18 protein-coding genes are annotated in these 25,871 nt (G+C 68.2%); 6 read left to right on the forward strand and 12 right to left on the reverse strand.

Annotated elements, in window-relative coordinates; all coding sequences use genetic code 11:
- Positions 1-9: 9 nt before the first annotated feature.
- On the reverse strand, positions 10-2,808 hold the full coding sequence (locus tag FB381_RS21895) for an FAD-binding and (Fe-S)-binding domain-containing protein (protein WP_141782196.1): 2,799 nt from the start codon (positions 2,806-2,808) through the stop codon (positions 10-12).
- 164 nt (positions 2,809-2,972) lie between these two features.
- On the opposite strand from FB381_RS21895, the gene FB381_RS21900 reads away from it, so the two are divergent.
- Entirely contained in the window at positions 2,973-4,337 is a 1,365-nt protein-coding gene (locus FB381_RS21900; protein ID WP_141782197.1) for an MFS transporter, read from the forward strand.
- Between the two features lie 2 nt (positions 4,338-4,339).
- Complete coding sequence (locus tag FB381_RS21905; RefSeq protein ID WP_170225270.1) at positions 4,340-5,293, forward strand: ornithine cyclodeaminase family protein; 954 nt, start codon at positions 4,340-4,342, stop codon at positions 5,291-5,293.
- Positions 5,294-5,338: 45 nt separating this feature from the next.
- On the opposite strand, the gene FB381_RS21910 is transcribed toward FB381_RS21905, so the two are convergent.
- Positions 5,339-6,277: an NUDIX domain-containing protein gene (locus tag FB381_RS21910; RefSeq protein ID WP_246088261.1), complete on the reverse strand. Its 939-nt coding sequence runs from the start codon at positions 6,275-6,277 to the stop codon at positions 5,339-5,341.
- Entirely contained in the window at positions 6,277-7,524 is a 1,248-nt protein-coding gene (locus FB381_RS21915; RefSeq protein ID WP_141782199.1) for a geranylgeranyl reductase family protein, read from the reverse strand. Before FB381_RS21915 ends, FB381_RS21910 begins: the two co-directional genes overlap by 1 nt.
- 126 nt (positions 7,525-7,650) lie before the next feature.
- On the opposite strand from FB381_RS21915, the gene FB381_RS21920 reads away from it, so the two are divergent.
- The 3 genes from FB381_RS21920 to FB381_RS21930 are packed head-to-tail and all read left to right on the forward strand — an operon-like array spanning position 7,651 to position 10,596.
- Positions 7,651-8,709, forward strand: a complete 1,059-nt coding sequence (locus FB381_RS21920; protein WP_211352511.1) for a FecCD family ABC transporter permease — start codon at positions 7,651-7,653, stop codon at positions 8,707-8,709.
- 22 nt (positions 8,710-8,731) lie between these two features.
- A complete protein-coding gene (locus tag FB381_RS21925) occupies positions 8,732-9,739 on the forward strand; it encodes an ABC transporter substrate-binding protein (protein ID WP_141782200.1) in 1,008 nt (335 codons plus the stop codon).
- The gene (locus FB381_RS21930; protein WP_141782201.1) at positions 9,736-10,596 is read left to right on the forward strand and encodes an ABC transporter ATP-binding protein; all 861 of its coding nucleotides are present in this window, start codon (positions 9,736-9,738) and stop codon (positions 10,594-10,596) included. Before FB381_RS21925 ends, FB381_RS21930 begins: the two co-directional genes overlap by 4 nt.
- Here FB381_RS21930 and FB381_RS21935 read toward each other — a convergent pair.
- Complete coding sequence (locus tag FB381_RS21935) at positions 10,494-10,979, reverse strand: pyridoxamine 5'-phosphate oxidase family protein (RefSeq protein WP_141782202.1); 486 nt, start codon at positions 10,977-10,979, stop codon at positions 10,494-10,496. The genes FB381_RS21930 and FB381_RS21935 overlap by 103 nt on opposite strands.
- A 65-nt stretch (positions 10,980-11,044) precedes the next feature.
- A complete protein-coding gene (locus tag FB381_RS21940; RefSeq protein ID WP_170225271.1) occupies positions 11,045-11,521 on the reverse strand; it encodes a DUF4232 domain-containing protein in 477 nt (158 codons plus the stop codon).
- Between the two features lie 332 nt (positions 11,522-11,853).
- Between FB381_RS21940 and FB381_RS21945 the strand changes: the two genes are divergently transcribed.
- The gene (locus FB381_RS21945) at positions 11,854-12,312 is read left to right on the forward strand and encodes a peroxiredoxin (protein ID WP_141782204.1); all 459 of its coding nucleotides are present in this window, start codon (positions 11,854-11,856) and stop codon (positions 12,310-12,312) included.
- 65 nt (positions 12,313-12,377) lie between these two features.
- Here FB381_RS21945 and FB381_RS21950 read toward each other — a convergent pair whose 3' ends face one another.
- From FB381_RS21950 to FB381_RS21980, 7 genes are all read right to left on the reverse strand, one after another.
- A complete protein-coding gene (locus tag FB381_RS21950) occupies positions 12,378-16,256 on the reverse strand; it encodes a DNA-directed RNA polymerase subunit beta' (protein ID WP_141782205.1) in 3,879 nt (1,292 codons plus the stop codon).
- Positions 16,257-16,357: 101 nt separating this feature from the next.
- Positions 16,358-19,828, reverse strand: a complete 3,471-nt coding sequence (rpoB, locus tag FB381_RS21955; protein WP_141782206.1) for a DNA-directed RNA polymerase subunit beta — start codon at positions 19,826-19,828, stop codon at positions 16,358-16,360.
- 345 nt (positions 19,829-20,173) lie between these two features.
- On the reverse strand, positions 20,174-21,178 hold the full coding sequence (locus FB381_RS21960; protein ID WP_141782207.1) for a J domain-containing protein: 1,005 nt from the start codon (positions 21,176-21,178) through the stop codon (positions 20,174-20,176).
- A complete protein-coding gene (locus tag FB381_RS21965) occupies positions 21,175-21,807 on the reverse strand; it encodes a hypothetical protein (RefSeq protein ID WP_141782208.1) in 633 nt (210 codons plus the stop codon). The genes FB381_RS21960 and FB381_RS21965 overlap by 4 nt, the downstream gene beginning before the upstream one ends.
- Positions 21,808-21,948: 141 nt before the next feature.
- Positions 21,949-23,217 carry an MCE family protein gene (locus FB381_RS21970; RefSeq protein ID WP_141782209.1) on the reverse strand — a complete coding sequence of 423 codons (1,269 nt, stop codon included), beginning with the start codon at positions 23,215-23,217 and terminating at the stop codon, positions 21,949-21,951.
- Positions 23,214-24,719, reverse strand: a complete 1,506-nt coding sequence (locus FB381_RS21975) for an MCE family protein (RefSeq protein WP_141782210.1) — start codon at positions 24,717-24,719, stop codon at positions 23,214-23,216. The genes FB381_RS21970 and FB381_RS21975 overlap by 4 nt, the downstream gene beginning before the upstream one ends.
- A complete protein-coding gene (locus tag FB381_RS21980) occupies positions 24,716-25,858 on the reverse strand; it encodes an MCE family protein (protein WP_141782211.1) in 1,143 nt (380 codons plus the stop codon). Before FB381_RS21980 ends, FB381_RS21975 begins: the two co-directional genes overlap by 4 nt.
- Positions 25,859-25,871: the final 13 nt, after the last annotated feature.

Genomic DNA, 25,871 nt, shown 5'->3' on the forward strand with positions numbered 1-25,871 from the left:
CGGCCGGCCTCAGACCCGCGAGGCGAAGAGCTCGGCGAGGTGCATGGACGGCACGGAGGCGAGATCGTCGAGCTGCACCCGACACGACATCCCGTCGGCGAGCACGACCGCATCGGGACGAGACCGGACCGCCGGCAGCAGATTGGTCTCCGCGACCGCCACCGACACCTCGTAGTGCCCCTCCTCGACCCCGAAGTTGCCGGCCAGGCCACAGCACCCGGAGACCCGGTTGACCTTCGCCCCCGCCCGGGTCAGCAGCGCCTCGTCGGCGGCCCAACCGAGCACCGCGTGCTGGTGGCAGTGGGGCTGCGCGACGACCTCGACGCTGGTCAGGTCGGGCAGCGTCACGCGCCCCTCGTCGACGAGCCGGGTGACCAGCTCGGCGAAGGTGAGCATCCCGTCGCGTACGACCTCTGCCTCCGGCAGCGCCGAGAGCTCGACCGAGTCGGACCGCAGCGTCGCGGTGCACGAGGGCTCCAGGCCCACGACCGGCACACCGGAGGAGACATAGGGCGCCAGCGTACGGACGGTCTTCTCCATGATCGTGCGGGCGTCGTCGAGCTGGCCGGTCGTGATCCAGGTGAGTCCGCAGCAGGCCTTCTCGCCGATCACGCGCACGGTCAGGCCCTGCGACTCGAGCCACGCGATCGCGCCGTGACCCGACTGGGCGAAGAAGTGGTCGGTGAACGAGTCGGCCCAGATCCACACGTCGGGCGTCTCCGGAAGCCTTGCGGTCGCCGCCGACCGCTTCAGCGTCTTGGGTGCGAAGGTGGGGATGGAGCGCCGCTGGTCGATCCCGGCGGTCTTCTTGGCGATCTTCGCCAGCGGCGAGACCTTCAGCGACGCGTTGGCGAGACCCGTGAACGGCGCCGCCAGCCGCGCCCACTTCGGCAGCTGACCGAGCATCGCGTGCGACCGGGGCCGCCGCTCACCGAGCACGTCGTGCTTCTGGTGCAGCGCCTCCGACTTGTACGTCGCCATGTCGATGCCCGTGGGGCAGTCGGACGCACACCCCTTGCACGCCAGGCACAGGTCGAGCGCCTCGCTGACCTCGGGCGTGCCGAGCCCGCCGACGAGCGACCCGTCGAGCGCTTCCTGCAGCACCCGGGCGCGACCGCGGGTCGAGTCCTTCTCCTCACGCGTGGCGAGGTAGGAGGGGCACATGACCCCGGCGGGCTTGGGCGCGACACACTTGCCGACACCGGTGCACCGGTGCACGGCCGCACCCAGGTCGCCGGAGTCGTGGATCAGCCGCAGGCTGGTGCGTGGCGACGAGCGCGGCCGGGTCGGACGCAGGTCGTCGGTGATCGACGCCGGCCGCACGATGTTGCCGGGGTTGAGCAGGTCGTCGGGGTCACAGATGGCCTTGACCTGCTCGAAGAGGTCGATCGAGGTCTGGTCGTACATCAGCGGGAGCAGCTCGGAACGCACCCGCCCGTCACCGTGCTCACCCGAGAGCGAGCCGCCGTAGGTGACGAGCCGGGTCGCGCACGCGGTCATGAACTCGCGGAACACCTGCGCCGACTCGGGCGCGTCCGGCGCGAAGGGGAAGTCGATGCGGCAGTGCAGGCAGCCGTCGCCGAAGTGGCCGTAGGGATAACCGTGCAGGCCGAAGTCGGCGAGGATCTGCTCGAAGTCGCGCAGCCAGGCGCCGAGGTGCTCCGGCGGCACGGCGGCGTCCTCCCAGCCGGAGTGGGCAGGCGTCGGCAGCGAGACTCCCGCCAGCCCGGCACCGTCCTCGCGGATGCGCCACAGCGCGGCCGCCTCGGCCGGGTCGGTCACCACCCGGGAGTCGAGCGCGTTCGACGCAGCGGCGAGCTGTCTCACCAGGTCAGGAGCGTCCTGACCGGCCACCTCGACCATCAGCCAGCCGGCGCCTCGCGGAAGATCGGGCACTCCGCGACCCTTGGCACGCACCAGGTCTGCGATGCGGGCGTCCATCCCCTCGCACGCGATCAGCCGCCCCGGCGCCACCGCGAGGAGGGCGGGCACAGCATCGGCCGCTTCCGGCATCGTCGGGTAGCCCAGCACCAGCAGCAGCCGCCCAGGCGAGTCTTCGACGAGCCGCACCGTCGCCTCCAGCACCGTGGCCAGGGTGCCCTCGGAGCCGGCCAGGAACCTGTCGACCCGGCCACCCTTCTCCGGCAGCAGATGCTCCAGCGAGTAGCCCGAGACCTGCCGCCCGAAGCGCCCGAACTCCGTGCGCACGTGGCCGAGGTTGGCACCCACGAGCGCCTGCAACCGCTCCGCCGTCGCGCCGGCCGAGGTGCCATCGGCGTAGGTCGCCTGCTCGCCGTTGCCGAAGAGCACAGTCGATGCCTCGATGTTGTCGACGGTGCGCCCATAGCCGAGCGCACGGTTGCCACAGGCGTTGTTGCCGATCATCCCGCCGATGGTGCAGCGGGTGTGCGTCGACGGGTCGGGGCCGAACCGCAGCCCGTGCGGCGCCGCCGCCCGCTGCAGGTCGGCGTGGATGACGCCCGGGTCGATCCGTGCCGTCCGCGCTTCCGGGTCGATCTCGTAGATCGTACGCAGGTCGCGGGTGTCGACGACGATGCCCGGCCCGACCGCGTTGCCCGCGATCGAGGTGCCGGCACCGCGCATGGTCACCGGCGCGCCGACCGACCTGGCCACAGCGTGCACCCCGAGCAGCTCGTCACGAGACTGGGGTCGCACGACCACCGAGGGCACCACCCGGTAGAGGCTCGCGTCACTGGAGTAGAGCGCTTTCGCCAGGGGCGAGTCGTCGACCCGGCTGATCCCGTGGTTGCGCAGCTCATTGACCAGATCCGAGGCAGTCGCGTTCACCCGCTCATTCTCACAGACCGATCTGACCGATCCGACCACCGTCCGCGGTCACCAGCCGTAACGTGTGACCTGAAACCACACCCGTCTCAATCAACGATACGCGACTCTCATATAATGGGATGACCCGCGAGAGGCGGGCCCCACCCTCACCTCGGAGAATCACCATGTCCGCCACCGCCACACCGGCCAACCCACGCTCACGCGTGCTCGTCGCCAGCCTCATCGGCACGACGATCGAGTTCTACGACTTCTACGCCTACGCCACTGCCGCCGTCCTCGTCTTCCCGGCGCTCTTCTTCCCCGCCGGCGACCCGACCACGGCCCTGCTGGCGAGCTTCGCCGTCTTCGGTGCCGCGATGGTGGCCCGCCCGATCGGCGCGATCTTCTTCGGGCACCTCGGCGACCGCCTCGGCCGCAAGACGACCCTGGTGATCTCGCTGCTCACGATGGGCATCGCGACCTTCCTGATCGGCGCTCTCCCGACGTACCAGTCGGTCGGCTGGGTCGCCACCGCGCTGCTGGTGCTGATGCGGCTGGCCCAGGGCTTCGCGCTCGGCGGGGAGTGGAGCGGGGCCGCGCTGGTCGCGACCGAGAACGCGCCTGCGGGCAAGCGCGCCATCTTCGGCACCTTCCCGCAGCTCGGCGCACCGCTGGGCTTCATCATCTCCAACGGCCTGTTCCTCACCATCGCCGCGCTGCTCTCGGCCGAGGGTGCCGACCCGACGAAGCCGTCGCAGGCCTTCCTCGACTGGGGCTGGCGCGTGCCGTTCCTCTTCTCCGCGGTCATGGTCGCCGTCGGCCTGTGGGTGCGGCTGCGCCTGGTCGAGAGCGACGTGTTCACCAAGAGCCAGGACGCCGGCCTGGTGCGCAAGGTGCCGCTCGCCTCGGTCGTGCGCAACCAGGGCAAGCAGCTCGTGCTCGGCACGTTCTTCATGCTGGCGACCTACGTGCTCTTCTACCTGATGACCGCCTTCTCGCTCTCGTTCGGCACCGCCGCCAAGGACATCGCCGTGCCCGGCCTGGGCTACGGCTACACGACGTTCGTGCTGATGCTGATCTTCGGCGTGATCTTCTTCGGCATCTTCACCATGGTCTCCGGCCCGCTCGCCGAACGGTTCGGTCGACGCCGGCTGCTGATCGTCGTCACCCTCGCGATCATCGTCTTCGGTCTGCTCTGGGTGCCGCTGGTCGACGCCGGCACCCCTGGCGTGCTCCTCTGGCTGGTGCTCGGCTTCTCCCTGATGGGTCTCACCTTCGGTCCGATGGGTGCGCTGCTGCCCGAGCTGTTCCCGACCAGCGTGCGCTACACCGGCTCCGGCGTCTCCTACAACGTCGCCTCGATCCTCGGCGCCGCGGTCGCCCCGTTCATCGCGGTCGCGCTGTGGAAGCAGGCCGACGGGTCGCCGCTCCTGGTCGGTGTCTACCTCTCCGTGATGGCCGTGATCACCCTGGTCTCGCTGCTGATCGGCAAGGAGACCAGGGACGTCGTGCTCGAGGAGGCCTCGGAGAAGACGGCGGTCGGCGGCTGACCGTGAGGATCCTCTCCGCAGCAGACGTACGCAGCCTGTTCACGCCCCGCCTCGCGCTGGAGGCCCAGCGCGAGGCGTTCACCCGACTGGGCGCCGGCGAGGCGAGCCAGCCTCCCCGGCTGCTCGTGCCGGGGCCGGACTCGTCGGTCTCGTTCTGCTACTCCTCCCGGCTCGCTCCCGACGCACCGGCGGTCAGCAAGTTCGGCAGCGTCAACCCGGCCAACGCCGCCCGCGGCCTCGGCGCGGTGCACTCGGTCATCACGGTGCTCGATCCCGAGACCGGTGCACCGCGGGCGATCATCAACGGCGACAGCGTCACCGCACTGCGTACGTCGGCGGCGACCACCCTCGCGATGCAGCAGCTGGCGCCGGATGCTGCCCGGATCCTCGTCGTCGGCACCGGCGCCCAGGCACGGGCCCATCTGGACGCCTTCGCGGTCTCCCACCCTGGCGCTGCACGCACGGTCTGGGGGCGGCGTACGTCTGTGGCGACCGAGGTCGCCGACGACCACGGCGCCGCCGTGGCCGGCGAGCTCGAGGCGGCCGTCGGCGCTGCCGACGTCGTGGTGCTCTGCACGTCGTCGTTGACGCCGGTGATCGAGGACGCCTGGGTCACCGACGGCACGGTCGTCGCCAGCGTCGGCTCCTTCGCGCCCGACCGCGTCGAGCTGCCGCCGTCGCTGCTGGCGCGCTCCACAGTGGTGGTCGACTATCGCGCGTCCGCGCTCACCGACTCCGGCCCCGTGGTCGAGGCCCTGGCCTCAGGGTCGGTCGACCCGGACCGGATCACCGACCTCGGTGCGCTCCTGACCGGCACCGCCACCCTCGACCGCGGCACCGCTGACCCGGTCACCTACTTCTCCGTAGGCGTCGGCGTCCAGGACGCCGCCGCGGCAGCAGTGATCCTGGCCGCGGCCGAGCAGCACGGCGTCGGCACCCACGCCGACCTGGGCTAGGAGCGACGCCGCGGGCCCAGTGCGGACTTGCCGCACCCGTCACGCCTAGCTTGCGGCCTTCTTCTCGGCGTCGAGGGCGGCGGTGACCACGTCGAGGAGCGGCAGGCTCGCCAGCTCGTCGCGGCTCACCCAACGTACGGCGTCGGTGGTGCCGTCCTGCTCGACCACCCGCGGCTCGGCATCCTCGGGAACCGTCGCCGCGAAGATGAGGTGCACGCCGTGGAACTCCTCGTGGCGACCGCTGGGCGCGGTGCCGACGACGTTGACGTCGTGCACGTCGAGCAGCTTGCCGGTCGCGCAGGTGAGGCCACACTCCTCGGCGACCTCGCGCACCAGCGCCTCCCGCGGGTGCTCACCGAAGTCGAGCCCGCCGCCCGGGAGGGTCCACGAGCCCGCGTGATAGCCGCGCGGCGAGATGCGGGTCAGCAGGATCGCGTCGTCGGACGCCCGCGTGATGAACGCGTACGCCGCCAGCCGCTGCATCCGCGCCGGCCGGTGCATGTCGAGGGCATCGGTGACCAGCGGAGACGTCGGGATCTCACCGCTCGTCACGGCTGCGAGCGGGAGCCAGGCCGCCTCCGCGGTCGAGCCGTCGACCTCCATCGTCTGCGGCTCCGGGGCGTCGTGAGGCACCCAGCCGTCGTAGACGATGCGGATGGCATGGGAGTTGACCCGCCGGCCCAGCCGCCAGGCCTTGGCCTGGTGCACCGACTGCACCCGCGCCTCGGTGCCGACCTCGACCGGCACTCCGGCCTCTTCGTAGACCTCGCGCACCACCGCGTCACGCGGGTCCTCGCCGTGGTCGATCCCGCCGCCGGGCAGCGTCCAGCGCTCCTCGGGCGTCACCTTCTCCGAGAGCCGGCTGAGCAGGATCTCGGGCTCCTCGCCCGCGCCGGCGCGGATGATGACGGCATAGGCCCCCACCCGCTGCACCTGCGGAAGCTTGCGTCGCCGCCCGCCGCGGCCCCGATTGCGCCCGGCCATCAGCTGAACGGGGGACGGGAGTCGATGGCCAACGAACGGCGGCCGGCCCAGCGCCAGACCTTGGCGGCCCGGTCACGGTCGTCGTCGGTGACCAGGTTGCCCATCCACCGCAGCGCCAGCGTCATCAGCCAGTCGGAGCGCATCCCCGCAGGTCCGAGCGTGGAGACGAGCTTGGGTCGGGTGGCGATCTCGGCCAGGCGGCGGGCCACGGAGAACGCCTCGCCGTAGTGCTCACGCAGCGTCGCCGGCCATGCGGTGGCCAGGTCCTCACCGGCGACGATGGCGTCGGCGACCAGTCGCCCGGTCTCGAGGCCGTAGTCGATGCCTTCGCCGTTGAGCGGGTTGACGCATCCGGCGGCGTCACCGATCAGCGCCCAGTTGGCGCCCGCGACGCCCGAGACCGCGCCACCCATCGGCAGCAGCGCAGACTTCTCCGCGCGCAGCTCGCCCCGGAGGCCGAACTCGTCGCGGCACAACGAGGTGTAGTGCCTCATCAGGGGTTTGATCGCCACGTCAGCCGGTCGCTTGGAGGTGGCCAACGCGCCTGCACCGATGTTCACCTCCCCCGATCCCAGCGGGAAGATCCAGCCGTAGCCGGGCAGCGCCTGGCCGGACTCGTCACGCAGCTCGAGGTGGGAGGAGATCCACTCGTCGTCGGCCTGGTCGGAGTCGATGTAGGCCCGTCCCGCGACGCCGTAGACGGTGTCGCGATGCCACTCGCGACCGAGCACCTTGCCGAGCGGGGAGCGCACCCCGTCGGCCACGACGACCGACCGGCACGCGACCTCGACCCGCTCGTCGTCGCGGCCGGTCGCGAAGACCACTGCCGCGATCCTGTCGCCGTCACGGCGCACGTCGACAGCGCGCACGCCGTCGACGGCGGTCGCGCCCGACTTGATCGCCACGGTGCGCAGGTGGTCGTCGAGCTCGGTGCGCGGCACCGCCGAACCCCAGTCGGGCAGGCTGCCGCCCGGCCAGGGCAGGTGCAGCGTCTGACCGAACCCGTGCGCGCGCAGCCCCTTCGAGACGGGATGGGCACGCAGCCAGTCCTCCAGGCCGAGCCGGACGAGCTCGTGGATCGCGCGCGGGGTCAGGCCGTCTCCGCAGGTCTTGTCGCGCGGGAAGAGCGCCGCATCGGTCAGCACGACGTCGACCCCGGCGCGTGCCAGCCAGGCCGCCGCCGCCGAGCCCGCGGGCCCGGCGCCCACGACGAGCACGTCAGCTGAGTGCGGAAGGGACGAGGTCATGCTGCTTATCTTCCCAGAACGCACCAGCGCTCGATCCAGAACCCTCACCATCGGCCGGATCGGCGCCTGATACCTTGTTGCAAGATATTTGCAACAAGCACCCGCTGCACCTCGGAAGGGCCCCACGTGCACGACCCCCTCGGTGTGCGTCGCCGTCGCCGGCGCGCCGCGATCTGGCTGGCCGCACTCACCGCGACCACCGCGATCACCATCGTCGTCGCGGTCGGGCTCGGCGCCGCGTACGTCACGCCGGCGACGGTCGCCCAGATCCTCGGGCACCATCTTCTCGGGCTCCCGGAGACCGGCTGGGAGGCGACCGCGGAGGCGATCGTGTGGAAGGTACGCCTCCCCCGCGTGCTCCTCGGCGGCCTGGTCGGAGCGGGCCTGGCCGTCACCGGCATGGCCCTGCAGGCGATGGTGCGCAACATGCTCGCCGACCCCTACCTGCTCGGGATCAACTCCGGCGCCTCCAGCGGCGCCGCCGCGGCGATCCTCTTCGGCGCGGGCACCGGCCTCGGGACGTACGCCCTGCCGGGCTCCGCGTTCCTCGGCGCTCTCGCCGCATCCTTCCTGGTCTTCGCCCTCGCGCGCAGCGGCGGCAGGGTCACCTCGTTGCGGCTGCTGCTCTCCGGCGTCGCGGTCGGCTACCTGCTCTACGGCCTCACCAGCTTCTTGATCTTCGCCTCCGGGTCGGCCGAGGGCGCGCGCTCGGTGATGTTCTGGCTGCTCGGCTCGCTCGGCCTGGCGCAGTGGGACGGCCTGCTCGCGGTCGTCGCCATCGGGGTGCTCGCCACCACCGTGCTGCTGACCCTGTGCGGGCGCGGCCTGGACGCACTCGCGATCGGCGACGAGACCGCCCACACCCTCGGCATCTCCCCCGACCGGTTCCGCACGCTGCTCCTGGTCATGGTGGCGTTGGCCGTCGGCCTCGTGGTCTCGGCCGCGGGCAGCATCGGGTTCGTCGGCCTCGTCGTGCCCCACCTCGCCCGCCGTGCCGTCGGCGCCGCCCACGTGGCCGCCGTCCCGGCGGCGGCGTTGATGGGCGCCATCCTGCTGATCTGGGCCGACGTGGTCGCCCGCGTCCTCCTCCAGCCGCAGGAGATCCCCATCGGGATCGTCACGGCGCTGCTCGGCGCCCCCTTCCTCATCGTCCTCATCCGGCGCTTCTCGGCGCGCGCCGCCTGACCTCGACCCCAAGGACCACCCCATGACCCGCCTCACGACCACCGCCGTGATCCGCCCTACCTTCATCCGCCGGGCCATCGCCCCGGCCGCCCTGCTGCTGGCCACGACCACGGCGTGCGGCACCGGCTCCGCAGCCGAGCACACCGGCGCCGAAGGGTTCCCGCTGACGACGAAGAACTGCGGGGCGGAAGTCACCATCGATGCCCCTCCGGAGCGCGTCGTGATGTTGAAGAGCTCGGCGGTGCCCTACCTGCACACCCTCGGCGTGATGGACCGCGTCGTCGCCCGCGCCGGCGACTATCCCGCCGACTACTACGACACCAAGACCCGGGCCGAGCTCGATGACATCCCGCTCCTCACCGACGAGATGGACACCAGCGGCCACCTGCAGATCTCCAAAGAGGTCGTCATCGGCGAGGAGCCCGATCTGGTGCTCGGCGAGGTCGACAACCTCTCCCGCGCCACCCTCGACGCCGTCGACATCGACCTCCTCGAGGAGCCCACGATGTGCCCCGACGGCGTCGACGACCCCGGCTTCGACGACGTCTACTCCCAGCTGGAGGCCTACGGCAAGGTCTTCGACAAGCAGGACGTGGCCGACAAGGCCATCGCTGACCTGCGCAAACGCGTCACCACACTCGAGAAGGAGCAGGTCGGCGAGGGGCGTACGGCCGCGGTGCTCTATCCGACCGTCGGAGGCGGCGTGACCTATGCCTACGGCACCAGGTCGATGGCCCACCCGCAGCTGGAGGCAGCCGGTTTCGACGACGTGTTCGCCGACGTCGACGAGCGGGTCTTCGAGGTCTCGACCGAAGACCTGCTCGAGCGCGACCCCGACGTGCTCATCCTGCTCCACAACGCCGGCGACCCGAAGGACGTCGAGAAGGCGATCACCCAGCTGCCCGGGGCCGAGGATCTCACCGCGGTCAGGAACGGCGACGTGATGGCGCAGCTGTTCAACTTCACCGAGCCGCCCTCGGCGCTCTCGGTCGACGGCCTGGAGCGGATCAACGACAGGTTCGGCCAATGATCGAGGCAGAGGGGCTCAGCTGGTCCTACGCCGCCACCCCGATCCTCGAGGACGTCGCCGTCGACTCCCAGGATGGCCGGGTGCTGGGCCTGATCGGCCCGAACGGGAGCGGCAAGACCACCCTGCTGCGGCTGCTCTACGGCGCCCTCCGCGGCCGCGGCACCGTCCGGATCGACGGCGACGATCTCCCGCGGCTGCCGGCCAAGGAGGTCGCCCGCCGCCTGGCGGTCGTCGTCCAGGAGTCCGGCACAGACACGACGCTGACCGCCGGCGAGATGGTCCTCCTGGGACGTACGCCGCATCTGTCCTCCTTCGCGAGGGCCGGTGAGCACGACCTGGAGATCGCCGCGGACTGCCTGGCGCGGGTCGGCGGCAGCCACCTGGGTCCGCGTTCGTTCGGCAGCCTCTCCGGTGGGGAGAGACAGCGGGTGCTCATCGCTCGGGCGCTGGCGCAGGAGGCGACCCATCTGCTCCTCGACGAGCCGACCAACCACCTCGACATCCGCTATCAGCACGAGATCCTGTCGCTGGTGCGCGCGCTGGGCACGACCTCGATCGTGGTGCTCCACGACCTCAACCTGGCGGCCCGCTACTGCGACGACCTGATCCTGCTCGACCAGCGCAAGGTCGCCGCCCGGGGCACCGTCGACGAGGTGCTCCGTGCCGAGATCCTCGAGCCGGTCTACGACATCGGCATCGAGCGGCTCGAGCTGCGCGGGGAGATCCACCTCCTCTTCCGCCCGGCGCCCCCGGATCAGATCTCGGGGTCGGCCTCGACCCTGGTCTCCGGCGCGGCCTCGTCCTCCGGGTCGACCCCGGGCAGGTGTGCCTCCCAGACCTCCACGTCCATCACGTAGAGCCGCAGCGACGCGTCACCACGCAGCTCTTGGGGCTCGAATGCCCGTGCCGTCCCGACCAAGCGACGAAACGCCACTTGGCAGCGCTTCTCGAGCTCGAAGTCGGGCACCTGGCGGGCCATCCCGGTGACGTAGGCGGCGCTCGCCCCGGAGCCGGGCGGCACCGAGGAGTCGAAGATGACCCCGGCGACCCGTGAGTCGCGCACGATGTTGCGGGAGTGCTGGGAGTCTGACGCCGAGACCCAGTAGAGGTCTCGGTAGCCGTCGTGGGAGAAGTAGACCGGCGACGTCCGCGCTCGGCCGTCCGGGTCGGATGTCGCCAGCACGAGGTAGGCGACGCTGTCCACGATCCCGCGGACGTGTTTGTCCAGGTCAGCAGCCATACCTCGGACACTAGGTCATTTCACGGCAGACGGCCCTGCCATTCCTCGAAGAGCCCAGGAGCGGCTCAGTGGAACGCCTTGTGCGAGAGCAGCGAGACCTTCTTGCTCGCACAGCCCGTGGTCTTGTGCGCCACGAACTGGGAGTCGTAGGAGTCGGGCACGTAGACCCGGAAACCGTCGACCTTCGTCGGCTTGCAGGTCGACGACGGATAGTTGGCGGCGGTGCCCTCGGAGATCGCGCTGACCGCCACCTGGCCGGGCTTCATGATGACCTTGCGCCACGAGCCCTCACGCGTCGCAGGCTTCCCGACCTGGTCGCCGTCGCCGCCGCCCACGTAGGAGAGCCCACCGAACCCGGCCAGCGCGCAGGCGTGGTCGGAGACGTTGGTCAGCGTGATCTCACCGAAGCGGGAGCCCGCGCCGGCGTCGGTGCTGCGATAGCCCGCCTTCAGGTCGGGATCGGTGCACTTCGGCGTCACCGGGTCGGCGGCCGCCGGCTTTGACGCTGCCTTGGACGAAGAAGAGGGTGACTCAGTCCCCACCGGTGATCCCCCCGTGGCCGCCGGTGAGGACTGAGTCGAGGACGATGGTGCGCTGGTTGCGTCGGTGGGATCAGCGGTCTCCGACGCAGGCTGTGACGCGTCAACAGCCCCGTCCGTCGTCGACCCGCACCCCCCTAGCGCAAGAGCACAGAGGATCCCGGTGCCGACCACCAGCAGCCGTACGTGTCGCATCTTCGCTCCTCCGAGTAGCAGATGAAGTGCTGACAACCATCGTCCATCCGTGAGACGCGCAGCGCGACCGCTTCGTTGCACCCGATCTCAGAAAGTTTTCACCCGTGGTGATCCAGGCCCGCAGGAGTACGTTGGGCGCCATGCCGCTCCCCATCGGTGCCACCGCACCCGACTTCACGCTGCCGTCCCAGGACGGCACGCCCGTCACTCTCTCGACCCTGCTGGCCGACGGGCCCGTGGTCGTCTTCTTCTACCCCGCTGCCGAGACCACCGTGTGCACGAAGGAGGCCTGTCACTTCCGCAACCTCGCATCCGAGTTCGCGGAGGTGGGAGCCCAACGGATCGGGATCAGCAAGGACAGCGTCGAGAAGCAGGCCGGCTTCGCCAGCCACCACGACCTCGACTACCCGGTGCTCTCCGACCCGGCGGGCTCGGCGGCCAAGCTGTTCGGCGTGAAGCCGTCGCTGCTCGGGCGCTTCGGTCCGCTGCAGCGTACGACCTTCGCGATCGGGACCGACGGCACCATCAAGGCCGTGGTCGAGGGCATGCTCAAGGCCGAGATCCATGCCGACGAGGCCCTGGCCGCCCTCAAGGCCTGACACCCTGACCCACCAACGAACGAAGGCCCCGTCTCCTGAGGGAGACGGGGCCAACGCATGACTACTTACGACTGGTAGGAACCGAAGTCGAAGTCGTCCAGCGCGACGGCCTGGCCGCCGGTGTTGCCGAACTCGTAGTCGTAGTTGTCGTAGCCGGTGACCGAGTAGGCCGCGGCGCGGGCCTCGTCGGTCGGCTCGACCTTGATGTTGCGGTAGCGCTCGAGGCCGGTGCCGGCCGGGATGAGCTTACCGATGATGACGTTCTCCTTCAGACCGCGCAGCGAGTCCGAGCGGCCGTTGATGGCAGCGTCGGTGAGCACGCGGGTGGTCTCCTGGAAGGAGGCCGCCGAGAGCCACGACTCGGTGGCGAGCGAGGCCTTGGTGATGCCCATCAACTCGGGACGACCCGAGGCCGGCTTGCCACCCTCGGAGACCACGCGCCGGTTCTCCGACTCGAAGTCGATCCGGTCGGCCAGGTCGGACGGCAGCAGGTTGGTGTCGCCCGACTCGAGCACGGTGATCCGGCGCAGCATCTGCCGCACGATGATCTCGATGTGCTTGTCGTGGATGGACACACCCTGGCTCCGGTAGACCTGCTGGACCTCGTCGACGAGGTGCTGCTGGGTCTTGCGGACACCGAGGATACGGAGGACCTCCTTGGGGTCCGGCGTACCGATGGTCAGCGGCTGGCCGACCCCGATGTGGTCACCGTCGGCGACCCGCAGCCGCGAGCGGCGCGAGACGACGTACTCGATGACGTCGGAACCGTCGTCGGGAGTGACCAGGACCTTGCGGGCCTTGTCGGTCTCCTCGATCTCGATGCGTCCGGCGACCTCCGAGATCGGCGTGACGCCCTTCGGCGTACGTGCCTCGAAGAGCTCGACGACACGCGGCAGACCCTGCGTGATGTCGTCGGCCGACGCCACACCACCGGTGTGGAAGGTACGCATCGTCAGCTGGGTGCCGGGCTCACCGATGGACTGGGCGGCGATGATGCCGACCGCCTCACCGATGTCGACGAGCTTGCCGGTGGCCAGCGAGCGGCCGTAGCACTTGGCGCAGGTGCCGGTGCGGGCCTCACAGGTGAGGACCGAACGGACCTTGACCTCGGTGATGCCGGCGCGAACCAGCTCCTCGATCTTGACGTCGCCCAGGTCTTCACCGGCGACGGCGAGAACCTCGCCGGTCTCCGGGTGCTCGATGTCGACAGCCGCCGTACGAGCGTACGCAGCGGTCTCGGCGTTGTCGTCCTTGACGACCACGCCACCGGCGTCGACACCGATGACCTTCGGCAGGCCACGCTCGGTGCCGCAGTCGTCCTCACGGATGATGACGTCCTGCGAGACGTCCACCAGACGACGGGTCAGGTAACCCGAGTCGGCGGTACGCAGCGCGGTGTCGGCCAGACCCTTACGAGCACCGTGGGTGGAGATGAAGTACTCCAGGACGGAGAGACCCTCGCGGAAGTTCGACTTGATCGGCCGCGGGATGATCTCGCCCTTCGGGTTCGCCACCAGACCTCGCATGGCGCCGACCTGACGGATCTGGTTGAAGTTACCCGAAGCGCCCGAGGTGACCTGCATGAAGATCGGGTTCTTACGGTCGAACGCCTCCTCCATCGCAGCACCGACGACCTTGGCGGCCTCGGTCCAGATCTCGACGAGCTCCTGACGGCGCTCCTCGTCGGTGACCAGACCACGCTCGAACTGCTTCTGCACCTTGGCAGCCTGCTTCTCGAACGACTCCAGGATCTCGGCCTTGTTCGGCGGCGTGGTGACGTCGTCGATCGAGACCGTGACACCCGAGCGGGTGGCCCAGTGGAAACCGTTGTCCTTGAGGGCGTCCAGCGACGCGGCGACCTCGACCTTGGTGTAACGCTCGGCCAGGTCGTTGATGATCGCGCCGAGCTGCTTCTTACCGACCTCGTAGTTCACGAAGGGGTAGTCGGCCGGCAGGGTGTCGTTGAAGATCACCCGGCCCAGCGTGGTCTCGAGCACGAGCGGGTCGCCCTCGGTCCAGCCCTCGGGCAGCTTGTCGTAGCCGATCGGCGGGACGATGTCGTCGAGGCGGATCCGGATCCTCGACTGCAGGGTGATCTCGAGGTGGTCGAAGGCCATGATGGCCTCGGCCGGCGACGAGAACGCGCGGCCCTCGCCGACCTCGTCCTCACGGTCGGAGGTGAGGAAGAACAGACCGATGATCATGTCCTGGGTCGGCATCGTGACCGGGCGACCGTCGGACGGCTTGAGGATGTTGTTGGTCGAGAGCATCAGGATGCGAGCCTCGGCCTGCGCTTCTGCCGAGAGCGGCAGGTGGACAGCCATCTGGTCACCGTCGAAGTCCGCGTTGAACGCGGTGCAGACGAGCGGGTGAAGCTGGATGGCCTTACCCTCGATCAGCTGCGGCTCGAAGGCCTGGATGCCGAGGCGGTGCAGGGTGGGCGCACGGTTGAGCAGCACGGGGTGCTCGGTGATGACCTCTTCGAGGACGTCCCACACGACCGGACGCGCGCGCTCGACCATCCGCTTGGCGGACTTGATGTTCTGAGCGTGGCTCAGGTCGACCAGGCGCTTCATCACGAACGGCTTGAACAGCTCCAGAGCCATCTGCTTCGGCAGACCGCACTGGTGCAGCTTGAGCTGCGGACCGGAGACGATGACCGAACGGCCGGAGTAGTCGACGCGCTTACCGAGCAGGTTCTGACGGAAGCGACCCTGCTTGCCCTTGAGCATGTCGGAGAGCGACTTCAGCGGACGGTTGCCCGGCCCGGTGACCGGGCGGCCACGACGACCGTTGTCGAACAGCGAGTCGACGGCCTCCTGCAGCATCCGCTTCTCGTTGTTCACGATGATCTCGGGGGCACCGAGGTCGAGGAGACGCTTGAGGCGGTTGTTGCGGTTGATCACACGACGGTAGAGGTCGTTGAGGTCGGAGGTCGCGAAGCGGCCACCGTCGAGCTGCACCATCGGGCGCAGGTCCGGCGGGATGACCGGGACGGCGTCGAGCACCATGCCGGTCGGCTGGTTGCCGGTCTTGCGGAAGGCGTCGACGACCTTGAGGCGCTTGAGGGCGCGGACCTTGCGCTGGCCCTTGCCGGTGGCGATGGTCTCGCGGAGGTTCTCGACCTCCTCGGCGATGTCGAAGTTCTCGAGGCGCTTCTGGATCGCCGTGGCGCCCATGTGACCCTCGAAGTACTTGCCGAACCAGGTCTTCATCTCGCGGTAGAGCAGCTCGTCGCCCATGAGGTCCTGGATCTTCAGGTTCTTGAAGGTGTCCCAGACCTCGTCGAGGCGGTTGACCTCACGCTCGGTGCGGTCGCGCAGCTGCTTCATCTCGCGCTCGGCGCCGTCCTTGACCTTGCGCTTGACGTCGGACTTGGCGCCCTCCGCCTCGAGCGCGGCCAGGTCGGTCTCGAGCTTCTTGGCGCGGTCGTTGATGGCCACGTCGAGCCGGCCGGTCAGCATCTTGCGCTGCTGGTCGACCTTGGCCTCGAGCGAGGACAGGTCGCGGTGACGCGCGTCCTCGTCGACCGAGGTGATCATGTACGCCGCGAAGTAGATGACCTTCTCGAGGTCCTTCGGGGCGAGGTCGAGCAGGTAGCCCAGACGCGACGGAACACCCTTGAAGTACCAGATGTGGGTCACCGGGGCGGCGAGCTCGATGTGGCCCATCCGCTCGCGGCGTACCTTCGAACGGGTCACCTCGACGCCGCAGCGCTCACAGATGATGCCCTTGAAGCGCACGCGCTTGTACTTGCCGCAGTAGCACTCCCAGTCCCTGGTGGGACCGAAGATCTTCTCGCAGAAGAGGCCGTCACGCTCGGGCTTGAGCGTGCGGTAGTTGATGGTCTCAGGCTTCTTGACCTCGCCGTGGCTCCACGCGCGGATCTCGTCCGCGGTGGCCAGGCCGATCTTGAGCTGATCGAAGAAGTTGACGTCGAGCACGGTGGCTTCCAGTTCCTTCGTTAGTTCTTGGAAAGTTCGTAAGGACTGATCTGAGGGGTGGCATCCGGGCATCACGCCCGGATGCCACCCGGGGATTCAGATCAGACTTCCTCTACGGAAGAGGGCTCGCGGCGGGACAGGTCGATACCGAGCTCTTCGGCGGCACGGAAGACGTCTTCCTCCGCGTCACGAAGCTCGATGGCCGAACCGTCCTGGCTCAGAACCTCGACGTTCAGGCACAGCGACTGCATCTCCTTGACGAGCACCTTGAACGACTCCGGGATGCCCGAGTCGGGGATGTTCTCGCCCTTGACGATCGCCTCGTAGACCTTCACGCGACCAGGCACGTCGTCCGACTTGATGGTCAGGAGCTCCTGCAGGGCGTAGGCGGCGCCGTACGCCTCCATCGCCCAGACCTCCATCTCACCGAAGCGCTGGCCACCGAACTGGGCCTTACCGCCGAGCGGCTGCTGGGTGATCATCGAGTACGGACCCGTCGAACGCGCGTGGATCTTGTCGTCGACCAGGTGGTGCAGCTTGAGGATGTACATGTAACCCACGGCGACCGGCTCCGGGAACGGCTCGCCGGAGCGACCGTCGAAGAGGCGGGCCTTGCCGTCGGTGCGGACCACACGCTGACCGTCCCGGTTGGGGAGGGTCGAGGCGAGCAGACCGGTGATCTCGTCCTCACGCGCACCGTCGAAGACAGGAGTGGCCACCTTGGTGCCCGGCTCCGCCTTGTCGGCGTGGATCTTGATCAGGCGCTGCTTCCAGTCGGAGCTCTCCGGGTCGTCGGAGAGGTTGAGGTCCCAACCCTGCTGGGCGAGCCAGCCGAGGTGGAGCTCCAGCACCTGTCCGATGTTCATACGACGCGGGACACCGAGCGGGTTCAGCAGGACGTCGACCGGAGTGCCGTCCTCCATGAACGGCATGTCCTCGACCGGCAGGATCTTCGCGATGACGCCCTTGTTGCCGTGGCGGCCGGCAAGCTTGTCACCGACGGAGATCTTGCGCTTCTGCGCCACGTAGACACGAACCAGCTGGTTCACGCCCGGGGGCAGCTCGTCGCCCTCCTCACGGTCGAAGACGCGGACACCGATGACGGTGCCCTCCTCGCCGTGCGGGACCTTCATCGAGGTGTCGCGGACCTCGCGCGCCTTCTCGCCGAAGATCGCGCGGAGCAGCCGCTCCTCCGGGGTCAGCTCGGTCTCGCCCTTCGGCGTCACCTTGCCGACCAGGATGTCACCGGTGGTGACCTCGGCGCCGATGCGGATGATCCCGCGCTCGTCGAGGTCGGCCAGCATCTCCTCGGAGACGTTCGGGATGTCCCGGGTGATCTCCTCCGGGCCCAGCTTGGTGTCGCGAGCGTCGACCTCGTGCTCCTCGATGTGGATCGAGGTGAGGTAGTCCTGCTGCACCAGACGCTGGGAGAGGATGATCGCGTCCTCGTAGTTGTGGCCCTGCCACGACTGGAAGGCGACCAGGAGGTTGGCACCCAGCGCCATCTCGGCACCCTGGGTCGCCGGGCCGTCGGCCAGCGGCGAGCCGACCTCGACCCGGGCGCCCTCGTCGACCAGCGGCTGCTGGTTGACGCAGTTGCCCTGGTTGGAGCGCTCGAACTTCGCCAGCTTGTAGCTGGTGTAGGTGCCGTCGTCGTTGAGGGTCTCGATCAGGTCGGAGGAGACCTCCTTGACCACACCGGCCTTCTTGGCGACGAGCACGTCACCGGCGTCGACAGCGGCGCGGTACTCGATGCCCGTGCCGACCAGCGGCGAGTCGCTGCGCACCAGCGGAACGGCCTGACGCTGCATGTTGGCGCCCATGAGCGCACGGTTGGCGTCGTCGTGCTCGAGGAACGGGATCAGCGCGGTCGCGACCGAGACCATCTGGCGCGGCGAGACGTCGATGTAGTCGACCTCGTCGGCCAGGAGCTCGGAGACCTCACCGTCGCGCTGGCGGACCAGCACGCGCTCGGTGGCGAACTTCATGTTGGCGTCGACGGCCGCGTTGGCCTGCGCGATGACGTAGCGGTCCTCGTCGTCGGCGGTCAGGTAGTCGATCTTGTCGGTGACGACACCGTTCTCCACCTTGCGGTAGGGCGTCTCGACGAAACCGAACGGGTTGATCCGACCGAAGGATGCCAGCGAACCGATCAGACCGATGTTGGGACCTTCAGGGGTCTCGATCGGGCACATCCGGCCGTAGTGCGACGGGTGGACGTCTCGGACCTCCATGCCGGCGCGGTCACGGGAGAGACCACCCGGGCCCAGCGCGGACAGACGACGCTTGTGCGTCAGGCCGGCGAGCGGGTTGTTCTGGTCCATGAACTGCGAGAGCTGCGAGGTGCCGAAGAACTCCTTCAGCGCAGCGACCACGGGACGGATGTTGATCAGGGACTGCGGCGTGATCGCCTCGACGTCCTGGGTCGTCATCCGCTCGCGCACGACGCGCTCCATACGAGCAAGGCCGGTACGCAGCTGGTTCTGGATCAGCTCACCGACCGTACGCATCCGGCGGTTGCCGAAGTGGTCGATGTCGTCGGCGGCGATGTCGATCATGCCCTGCGGCATCTCGAGCTGCTCGCGACCGTCGTGCAGCGCGACGACGTACTTGATCGTGGCGACGATGTCGTCGACGGTCAGGGTCTGCTGGTCGAAAGCCTCGGTGAGACCGAGCTTCTTGTTGACCTTGTAGCGACCGACCTTGGCGGTGTCGTAGCGCTTCGGGTTGAAGTAGTAGTTGTTCAGCAGCGTCTGCGCGGCCTCACGCGTGGGCGGCTCGCCCGGGCGCAGCTTGCGGTAGATGTCGAGCAGCGCGTCGTCCTGCGCGGTGGTGCTGTCCTTCTCCAGGGTCAGCATCATCGACTCGTACTCGCCGAACTCTTCACGGATCTGCTCGTTGGTCCAGCCGAGGGCCTTGAGCAGCACGGTGACGTTCTGCTTGCGCTTGCGGTCGAGGCGGACGCCGACCAGGTCGCGCTTGTCGATCTCGAACTCGAGCCAGGCGCCGCGGCTCGGGATCAGCTTGGCGGTGTAGATGTCCTTGTCGGACGTCTTGTCGGCGGTGCGCTCGAAGTAGACGCCCGGGGACCGGACGAGCTGCGAGACGACGACACGCTCGGTGCCGTTGATCACGAAGGTGCCCTGGTCGGTCATGAGCGGGAAGTCACCCATGAAGACCGTCTGGCCCTTGATCTCACCAGTGTCGTTGTTGGTGAACTCCGCCGAGACGTAGAGAGGCGCGGAGTAGGTGAAGTCCTTCTCCTTGCACTCCTCGACGGTGTACTTGGGGTCGTAGAAGACAGGGCTCTCGAACGAGAGGGACATCGTCTCCGAGAAGTCCTCGATCGGGGAGATCTCCTCGAAGATCTCCTGTAGACCGGACTTGTGAGACACGTCCTCACCCGCTGCTTCGCGGGTGGCAACCTGCTCCTGCCAGCGCTCGTTGCCGATCAGCCAGTCGAAGCTGTCGGTCTGGAGGGCGAGGAGCTTGGGAAGCTCGAGAGGCTCTGAGATCTTTGCGAAAGAGATGCGGCGAGGGGTGGAGTCACCCGACGAGGTGCGCGCGGCCAAGAGGAATCCTTCGACAAGGTTCGCAGGTGGATTCGCAGCACGCCGACCACCGAACAGCCACCGGGCAGGCTGAGGGGCATTTGAGGGCATGCGCAAAGCGCCATCGTACGCCACAAAAGCGCACTTCACAACACCGGACCCAATTCAAAGTCCGGCGTGCCTCATCACCTGCGGCGTTCGACCGTGGTGCTGCCGAACACTGCGTTGTCGAGCATCGCGGATGATCATGCGCTCATCGCGGCTCCGGGTCAAGCATCCTCGCCATTCGGTCCGCCGTCCGGGACTGTTGTTCCGATCACTTGACAGGTAGCGCAAAGCGCTGACCGGGACCTGTCCCGGGGCCGACTACTTCTGGCTGGGCTGCGTCTCGACCTTGTCGACCAGCCACCCGTCGTCGCTCTTCGCCATGGTGAGCATCGCGTACTCCTGGTAGCCGATCGGCGTGCTCCGCTGGGCGTTGGTGACCTGGCGGTCGACCAGCACCAGCACCTGCACGGTGTCCTCCGAGACGCGGATGACGCCGGCGTCGACCGGGGCGAGCGTCTTCACGACGGTCTTCGTCTCGGGGACGTTGTCGACGAGCACGGCGAAGAGCCGGTCGTAGTCTTCGCGGTAGTTCTTCGTGATCACCGCGTGAGCCTTGCTCTTCGACTCGTCCATCTTGCTGTAGTCGTAGGACAGCAGCGGCACCACCGACTTCTTCGCGGCGGCGAGGGCGTCGCCGCCCTCCTCCTCGACGAGCAGCTTGTGGTTGCGGGTGATCTCCTTGCCCACCGCTCCCTCGGCCGTGCTCTTCGTGACATTGTTGTTGGCGACGGTGGTCACCTTCGGCTGACCGAAGAACACCACGCCGGCGGCGATCACCGCGGCCAGCGCGAGCGCTCCGGCGGCGACCAGCGCCCAGACCGGGAGCAGCGGAAGCGTACGGCCGCTCGACGCCTTCTCGTCGGCGGCGTCGGTGTCGTCGTCGGCGTCACCAGCCGCGTCGGCGGCGTCGTCCGTGTCATCGGCATCGTCGTCGGGCTCACCGTCGGCTGCGGTGGCGACCGGTGCCACCTCGGCTTCTTCGTCGGCCTCTTCGGCGGCTGCCTCGGTATCCTCGGGCGCGGCGTCCTCGGAGTCGTCCTCAGTCACCTCGTCGGCTGCTGCGTCCTCACGCTCGGCCAGCTCGGCGTCGTACGCCGCGCGCTTGTCCTCGTCGAGGAGCACCGCGGCAGCGTCGTTGAGCCGGCGGAAACGACGGTCGGTCGGATCGAGGTCGGCGATCGCCGACTTCCACGCCGCGCGGATGTCGCTGGTGGCGGCGTCGGGCTCGACGTCGAGCAGGTCGTACCAGGTCGGGCTCGTCATGGCGTCGTCCCTTCGCTGTTGTCCGACTTGGGCGCTTCCTCGGCGGGATACCAGTCGTCGACCAGCCACTTCCCGTTCTGCTTGACGAGGTCGACCTCGGTGCGCGCCAGCTGACGAGCGGCCTCGACGCGCTCCTTGGAGCCCTCCGACTTCGGGTAGCTGACCGCGAGCTCGGCGACGACCAGGACGGTCGCGCTGTCCTCGTCGAGCCCGGCGACACCGGTGCTGTGCACGTTGGTCGTGCGTCCGACCCCCTGCTGAGCGACGGTGGCCTCGGCGAAGGCCACGTTGCTCAGGAAGTTCTTCTCGAACTTCGGGGTGAGCAGCTCACCGACGTTCTTGCGGTATTCCGGCATCGTCTTCTTGTCGCTGCCGATGTCGTCGGGGCCGTAGGTGTTGACCCGACCGACGAACTTGTCGGCGGCAGACATCACCTGCTCGCGCTGGCTCACCACGGAGTCGTCCGCCCCGCGGGTCAGCTGCCAGCCGACATAGCCGCCGGCGGCGAGGATGACTGCGATCAGCAGGACCAGGATGCCCCAACGCAGCAGACCGCCTCGCCGGGCGTCCGCCCGGTCGGGCTCTGCGCCGGTCTCCGTGTCGGGGACGGGCTCGGTGGTGGTGCTCAAGGGATCACTTTCATTCGATCTGTGGTGGCTCGACAACGAGCCGATTCCAAGCGTCATCACCGTACGCTGCGCGCGAAACGATGGACTCAGCAGCGTCCAGGGTCCCGAGAACCTGGTGGCCGCGTGTGAGAGCTGGTGTGGCTACTCGGTCTCCATCGGCTGGAGGTAGAGCCACTTCCACGAGTCGTTGCCGTAGGAGGTCGGGGCAGCCTTCGAGACCGGCTTGGTCTCCTCGTCACCCCAGGTGAGCTTGCCGGTCTCCGGGTCGAAGTTGCCCATCGAGTCGGCGCCGCCGGCCGCGGCGCGCGGCAGCTGGCTGGATCCGCGCGGGTTGGACTTGCTCGGGTCCTCGGTGCAGGAGACATCGGTGTTGAAGGGGCGGCTCTCGAGATCGAGAGGGCTGCGCTTCTTGGTGCTCTCATAGCCCTGCTTACAGGGCGTCTGGGTGGTCAGCGCCAGCCCGAAGTGAGCCTGGGCAAGGCCCGGGTGGCCGACGTCGACGACGGCGAAGCTGCCCTCGACGACGGTCGGGAAGATCGAGAGCAGGTGCTTGACGCCGGGCAGGTTCTTCCTGACCACCTTGCCGGTCACCAGCACCTCGTTGAGGAGCTCGCTGATGTCGACCTTGTTCTGCTCGAGGAACGTACGCAGCTCGGTGGAGCCCGCGGATCCGCTCTCGATCAGCTTGATCAGATCCTTGTTGGAGCCCGCGAGCGTGCCGGTGAACAGCTCCAGGTCGTTGGCGAACGACTTGATCGCCGACGTGCTGTCGACCTGGCCCTGGAGCACCGTGTTGCTGTCGCGGATCAGCTGCGTGGTCAGACCGAAGTTCTGATCGGCGGTCTCCACGAAGGCGGTGCCGGTGTCGATGATGGTCTGCAGGTCCTGCCCCGTGCCGGCGAAACTCTTGCCGAGCTCGTCGACGGTGGTGGTGAGCGCCTTCTGGTCGACGGAGTTGACCGTCGTGGTGATGTCTTCGAGCAGCTTCTCGGTCGGCAGCGGTGTCGTCGTCGCGGCGCGGGCGATCTCGGAGCCCTCCTCGAGGAAGGGCTCGCCCTTGGACTGCGGCTGCAGCTCGACGTACTGCTCACCGACGGCGGAGCGGTTGCCGACCACGGCGAGGCTGTCGGCGGGGATCTTGCCCTGCCAGTCCTTGTCGATCTTCAGCTTCACGTCGACGCCGGTGCGGTTGAGCACGAGCTCACCGACCTGGCCGATCTTGACGCCTCGATAGTCGACCTCGGCATCCTCGTAGATGCCACCGGACTGCGCGAAGTGAGCAGTCACGACGTAGTTGTCCTTGATGAACAGGGACCCCAGCTTCGCGTAGCGCGCGCCGACGAAGCTGACCCCGACGAGGGTGATCAGCAGGAAGACCATCAGCTGCACCTTCGTGCGGCGAGTGATCATGACACGCCCTCCCCGTGAGTGTTTTTCGAGGTGCTCAACGCCGGGATCATCAGCGAGGTCAGACCCGGGTCGAGCTCCTTGCTCAGCTGTTCGTACGTGACCGACTGGGTGCCGTCCGCGTTGGCCCCGGCACGACAGGCGATCAGCGGGAGGTTGCAGAGCAGACCCTTGTCATCACCGGTGCTCGGCGCCTTCGCGCCGGACGTCGAGTCCAACCCGAGCAGGTTGCTGAGCGTGGTGACGACGCCCTCTCGTACCGCCGTGCCGCACGCCGTCGCCAGCTGGCCCAGGGTCGACTTGCCGGTGAGCGAGTCGGTGAAGCTCTGCTGGCACACCGACACCGCAGCGGCGAGGCCCTTCTTGCCGCACGCGAGGTCCTTGACCTGCTTGAGCAGGTTGACGAGGTCTTCCCCGTTGGCCTTCTCGAGGTTGCGGTTGACCTCGTCGACGGTCCAGCAGACAGCGCCACCGAGGTCGGGAGCGTTGTCGAGCAGGGTGTCGAGGTTGAGGTCGACGGTGACGTCGAGGTTGACGAAGTCACCCATGTGCAGGTTGCGAGCAGCCTGGGGCGAACCGCCGACAGCCTGGTCGACGAACGGGTAGGTCAGGATCGTGTTCATCGCTCGCACGAACTTGTCACCGGAGTCGGCCAGGTTCGACAGCACCGGCTTGAGATCCTTCACGATGCCGATCGTGTTGTCCTTGGACGCCCGGATCACGCGTACGCCGGTGTCGCCGAGCCGATCGAGGGCCTTGAGCATCTTGACCAGGTCACCGCGCTGCTTGTCGATGCTCGAGAGCGCCGAGGGCAGCTCGTCGAGGGCCGCGTCGATGGAACCCATCTGCGCGTTGGTCGCCTTCGCCAGCGCATCGAGAGCCTCGATGGCCGAGACGATCTTCTGCTTGTTGTTGTCGAGCTCGGCGGCGAGCTCCTCGACCTGGTGCAGCACCGAGCGAGCGGAGTCCTCACGGCCGGCGAGGGCCTTGTTGAGCTCGGTCGAGATCGTCTTCAGCTGGGCCACGCCACCGCCGTTGAGCAGCAGGCTCAGCGCGCTGAAGACCTCCTCGATCTCCGGGTTGCGGCCGGTCTGCGACAACGGGATCATCGATCCGTCGGCGAGCTTGGTCGACTCGGGCTCGGAGGGCTGCTCCAAGGAGATGAACTTCTCACCGAGGAGCGAGGTCTGCTGGATCGAGGCGCGGGCGTTGCCCGGGATGTTGACGTCCTTCTTCAGCTTCATCTCGACGGTGGCGACACCGTCGTCGAGCCACACCTTGTTGATCTTGCCGACGTCGACGTCTTCGAGCTTGACCGTCGACTGCGGCACCAGGTCGAGGACGTCCTGGAACTGAGCCGTGACCGTCATGGCGTTGTCACCGGCGTCGACGCCGCCCGGGAGCGGGAGGTCGTAGACCGAGAAGGTGCCACAGCCGCTCAGCATCAGGGCACCGGCGACGACACCGACGAACGCCTGAGCGGCGCGCTTCATCGTCTTCTTCATTCCTTCACCTCCACCAGGCCGCCGAGCGACATGTCGTAGGGCACCCCGTAGGAGGAGCCGGTGCCGAGACCGATGGCCGCGGATCGGTTCAGGCCGGGGAGCTGGCGGATCTCCGAGCACGTCTTGGCACTGCTGCCGTTGGTCGCCTGGTCGACCAGGCTGCACAGGAACGAGGCAGGGTTCTGCAGGATCTCGTCGAGCACCATCGTGATGTTGGCGTTGGTGTCGAGCGTGCCCGTCTCCGGGTTGTAGGCGAGACCGAGGTTGTTGAGCGCGAGCGGCGCCGTGTGGAGGCTCTCGTCGAGCGCCTTGCGCTGCCGCACGAGCACCTTGCCGATCCGGTTGAGGCTCTTGATGTCCTCGCGCAGGATCGACTTGTTGTCGCGCACGAACTGGGTCACCTTGGTCAGCGCCTCGGAGAGGTTCTTCATCGACGCGGCCAGCTCGTGACGCTCACCCTCCAGCATCGAGGAGACCTCGGAGAGAGCCTGGGCGAAGTCGCGTACGGTCTGGTCGTTCTCGGCGAGCGTGCCGATGAAACCTTCCAGCTGCTCGGCGGAGTTGAAGAACTGCTCGTCACGGTTGTCGAGCGTCTTGGTCAGCTTGCCGAGGTCGCCGATGGTGGAGTTGATCTTCTCACCCTGGCCACCGAGGTTCTTCGCCGTCTGCTGGAGAAGGTCGGTGAGCGCGCCGTTCTTGTTGGCGCCGTCGGGGCCGATCGCCACCACCAGGTCGTCGACGCTGGAGTAGATCTGGTCGAGCTCGACCGGCACGGAGGTCTTCGCGGTGCTCAGCACCGCGCCGTCGGAGAGCTTCTTGCCGCCGTCGTAGGCGGGCGTGACCTGCACGTAGCGGTCACCGACGATCGACGGCGAGATGACGACGGCCTTCGCGTTGGAGGGCAGGTCGACGTCGTTCTCGTATTCCATGGTGACCTTGACGTCGGTGCCGTTCGGCTTCACCTCGGTCACCTTGCCGACGGGCACACCGAGCACGCGCAGGTCGCTGCCCTCGTAGAGGGAGACCGTGCGCGGGAAGTGCGCCACCAGCGTCTTCTCGCCGGTGTCGCGCACCAGGGCCCAGGAGCCGACCGCGACGATCAGGGCACCGATGATGATCGGGACGATGATCTTGTTCACGCCGCCACCTCCG

This window comes from Nocardioides albertanoniae (genome assembly GCF_006716315.1).
Classification (GTDB): domain Bacteria; phylum Actinomycetota; class Actinomycetes; order Propionibacteriales; family Nocardioidaceae; genus Nocardioides; species Nocardioides albertanoniae.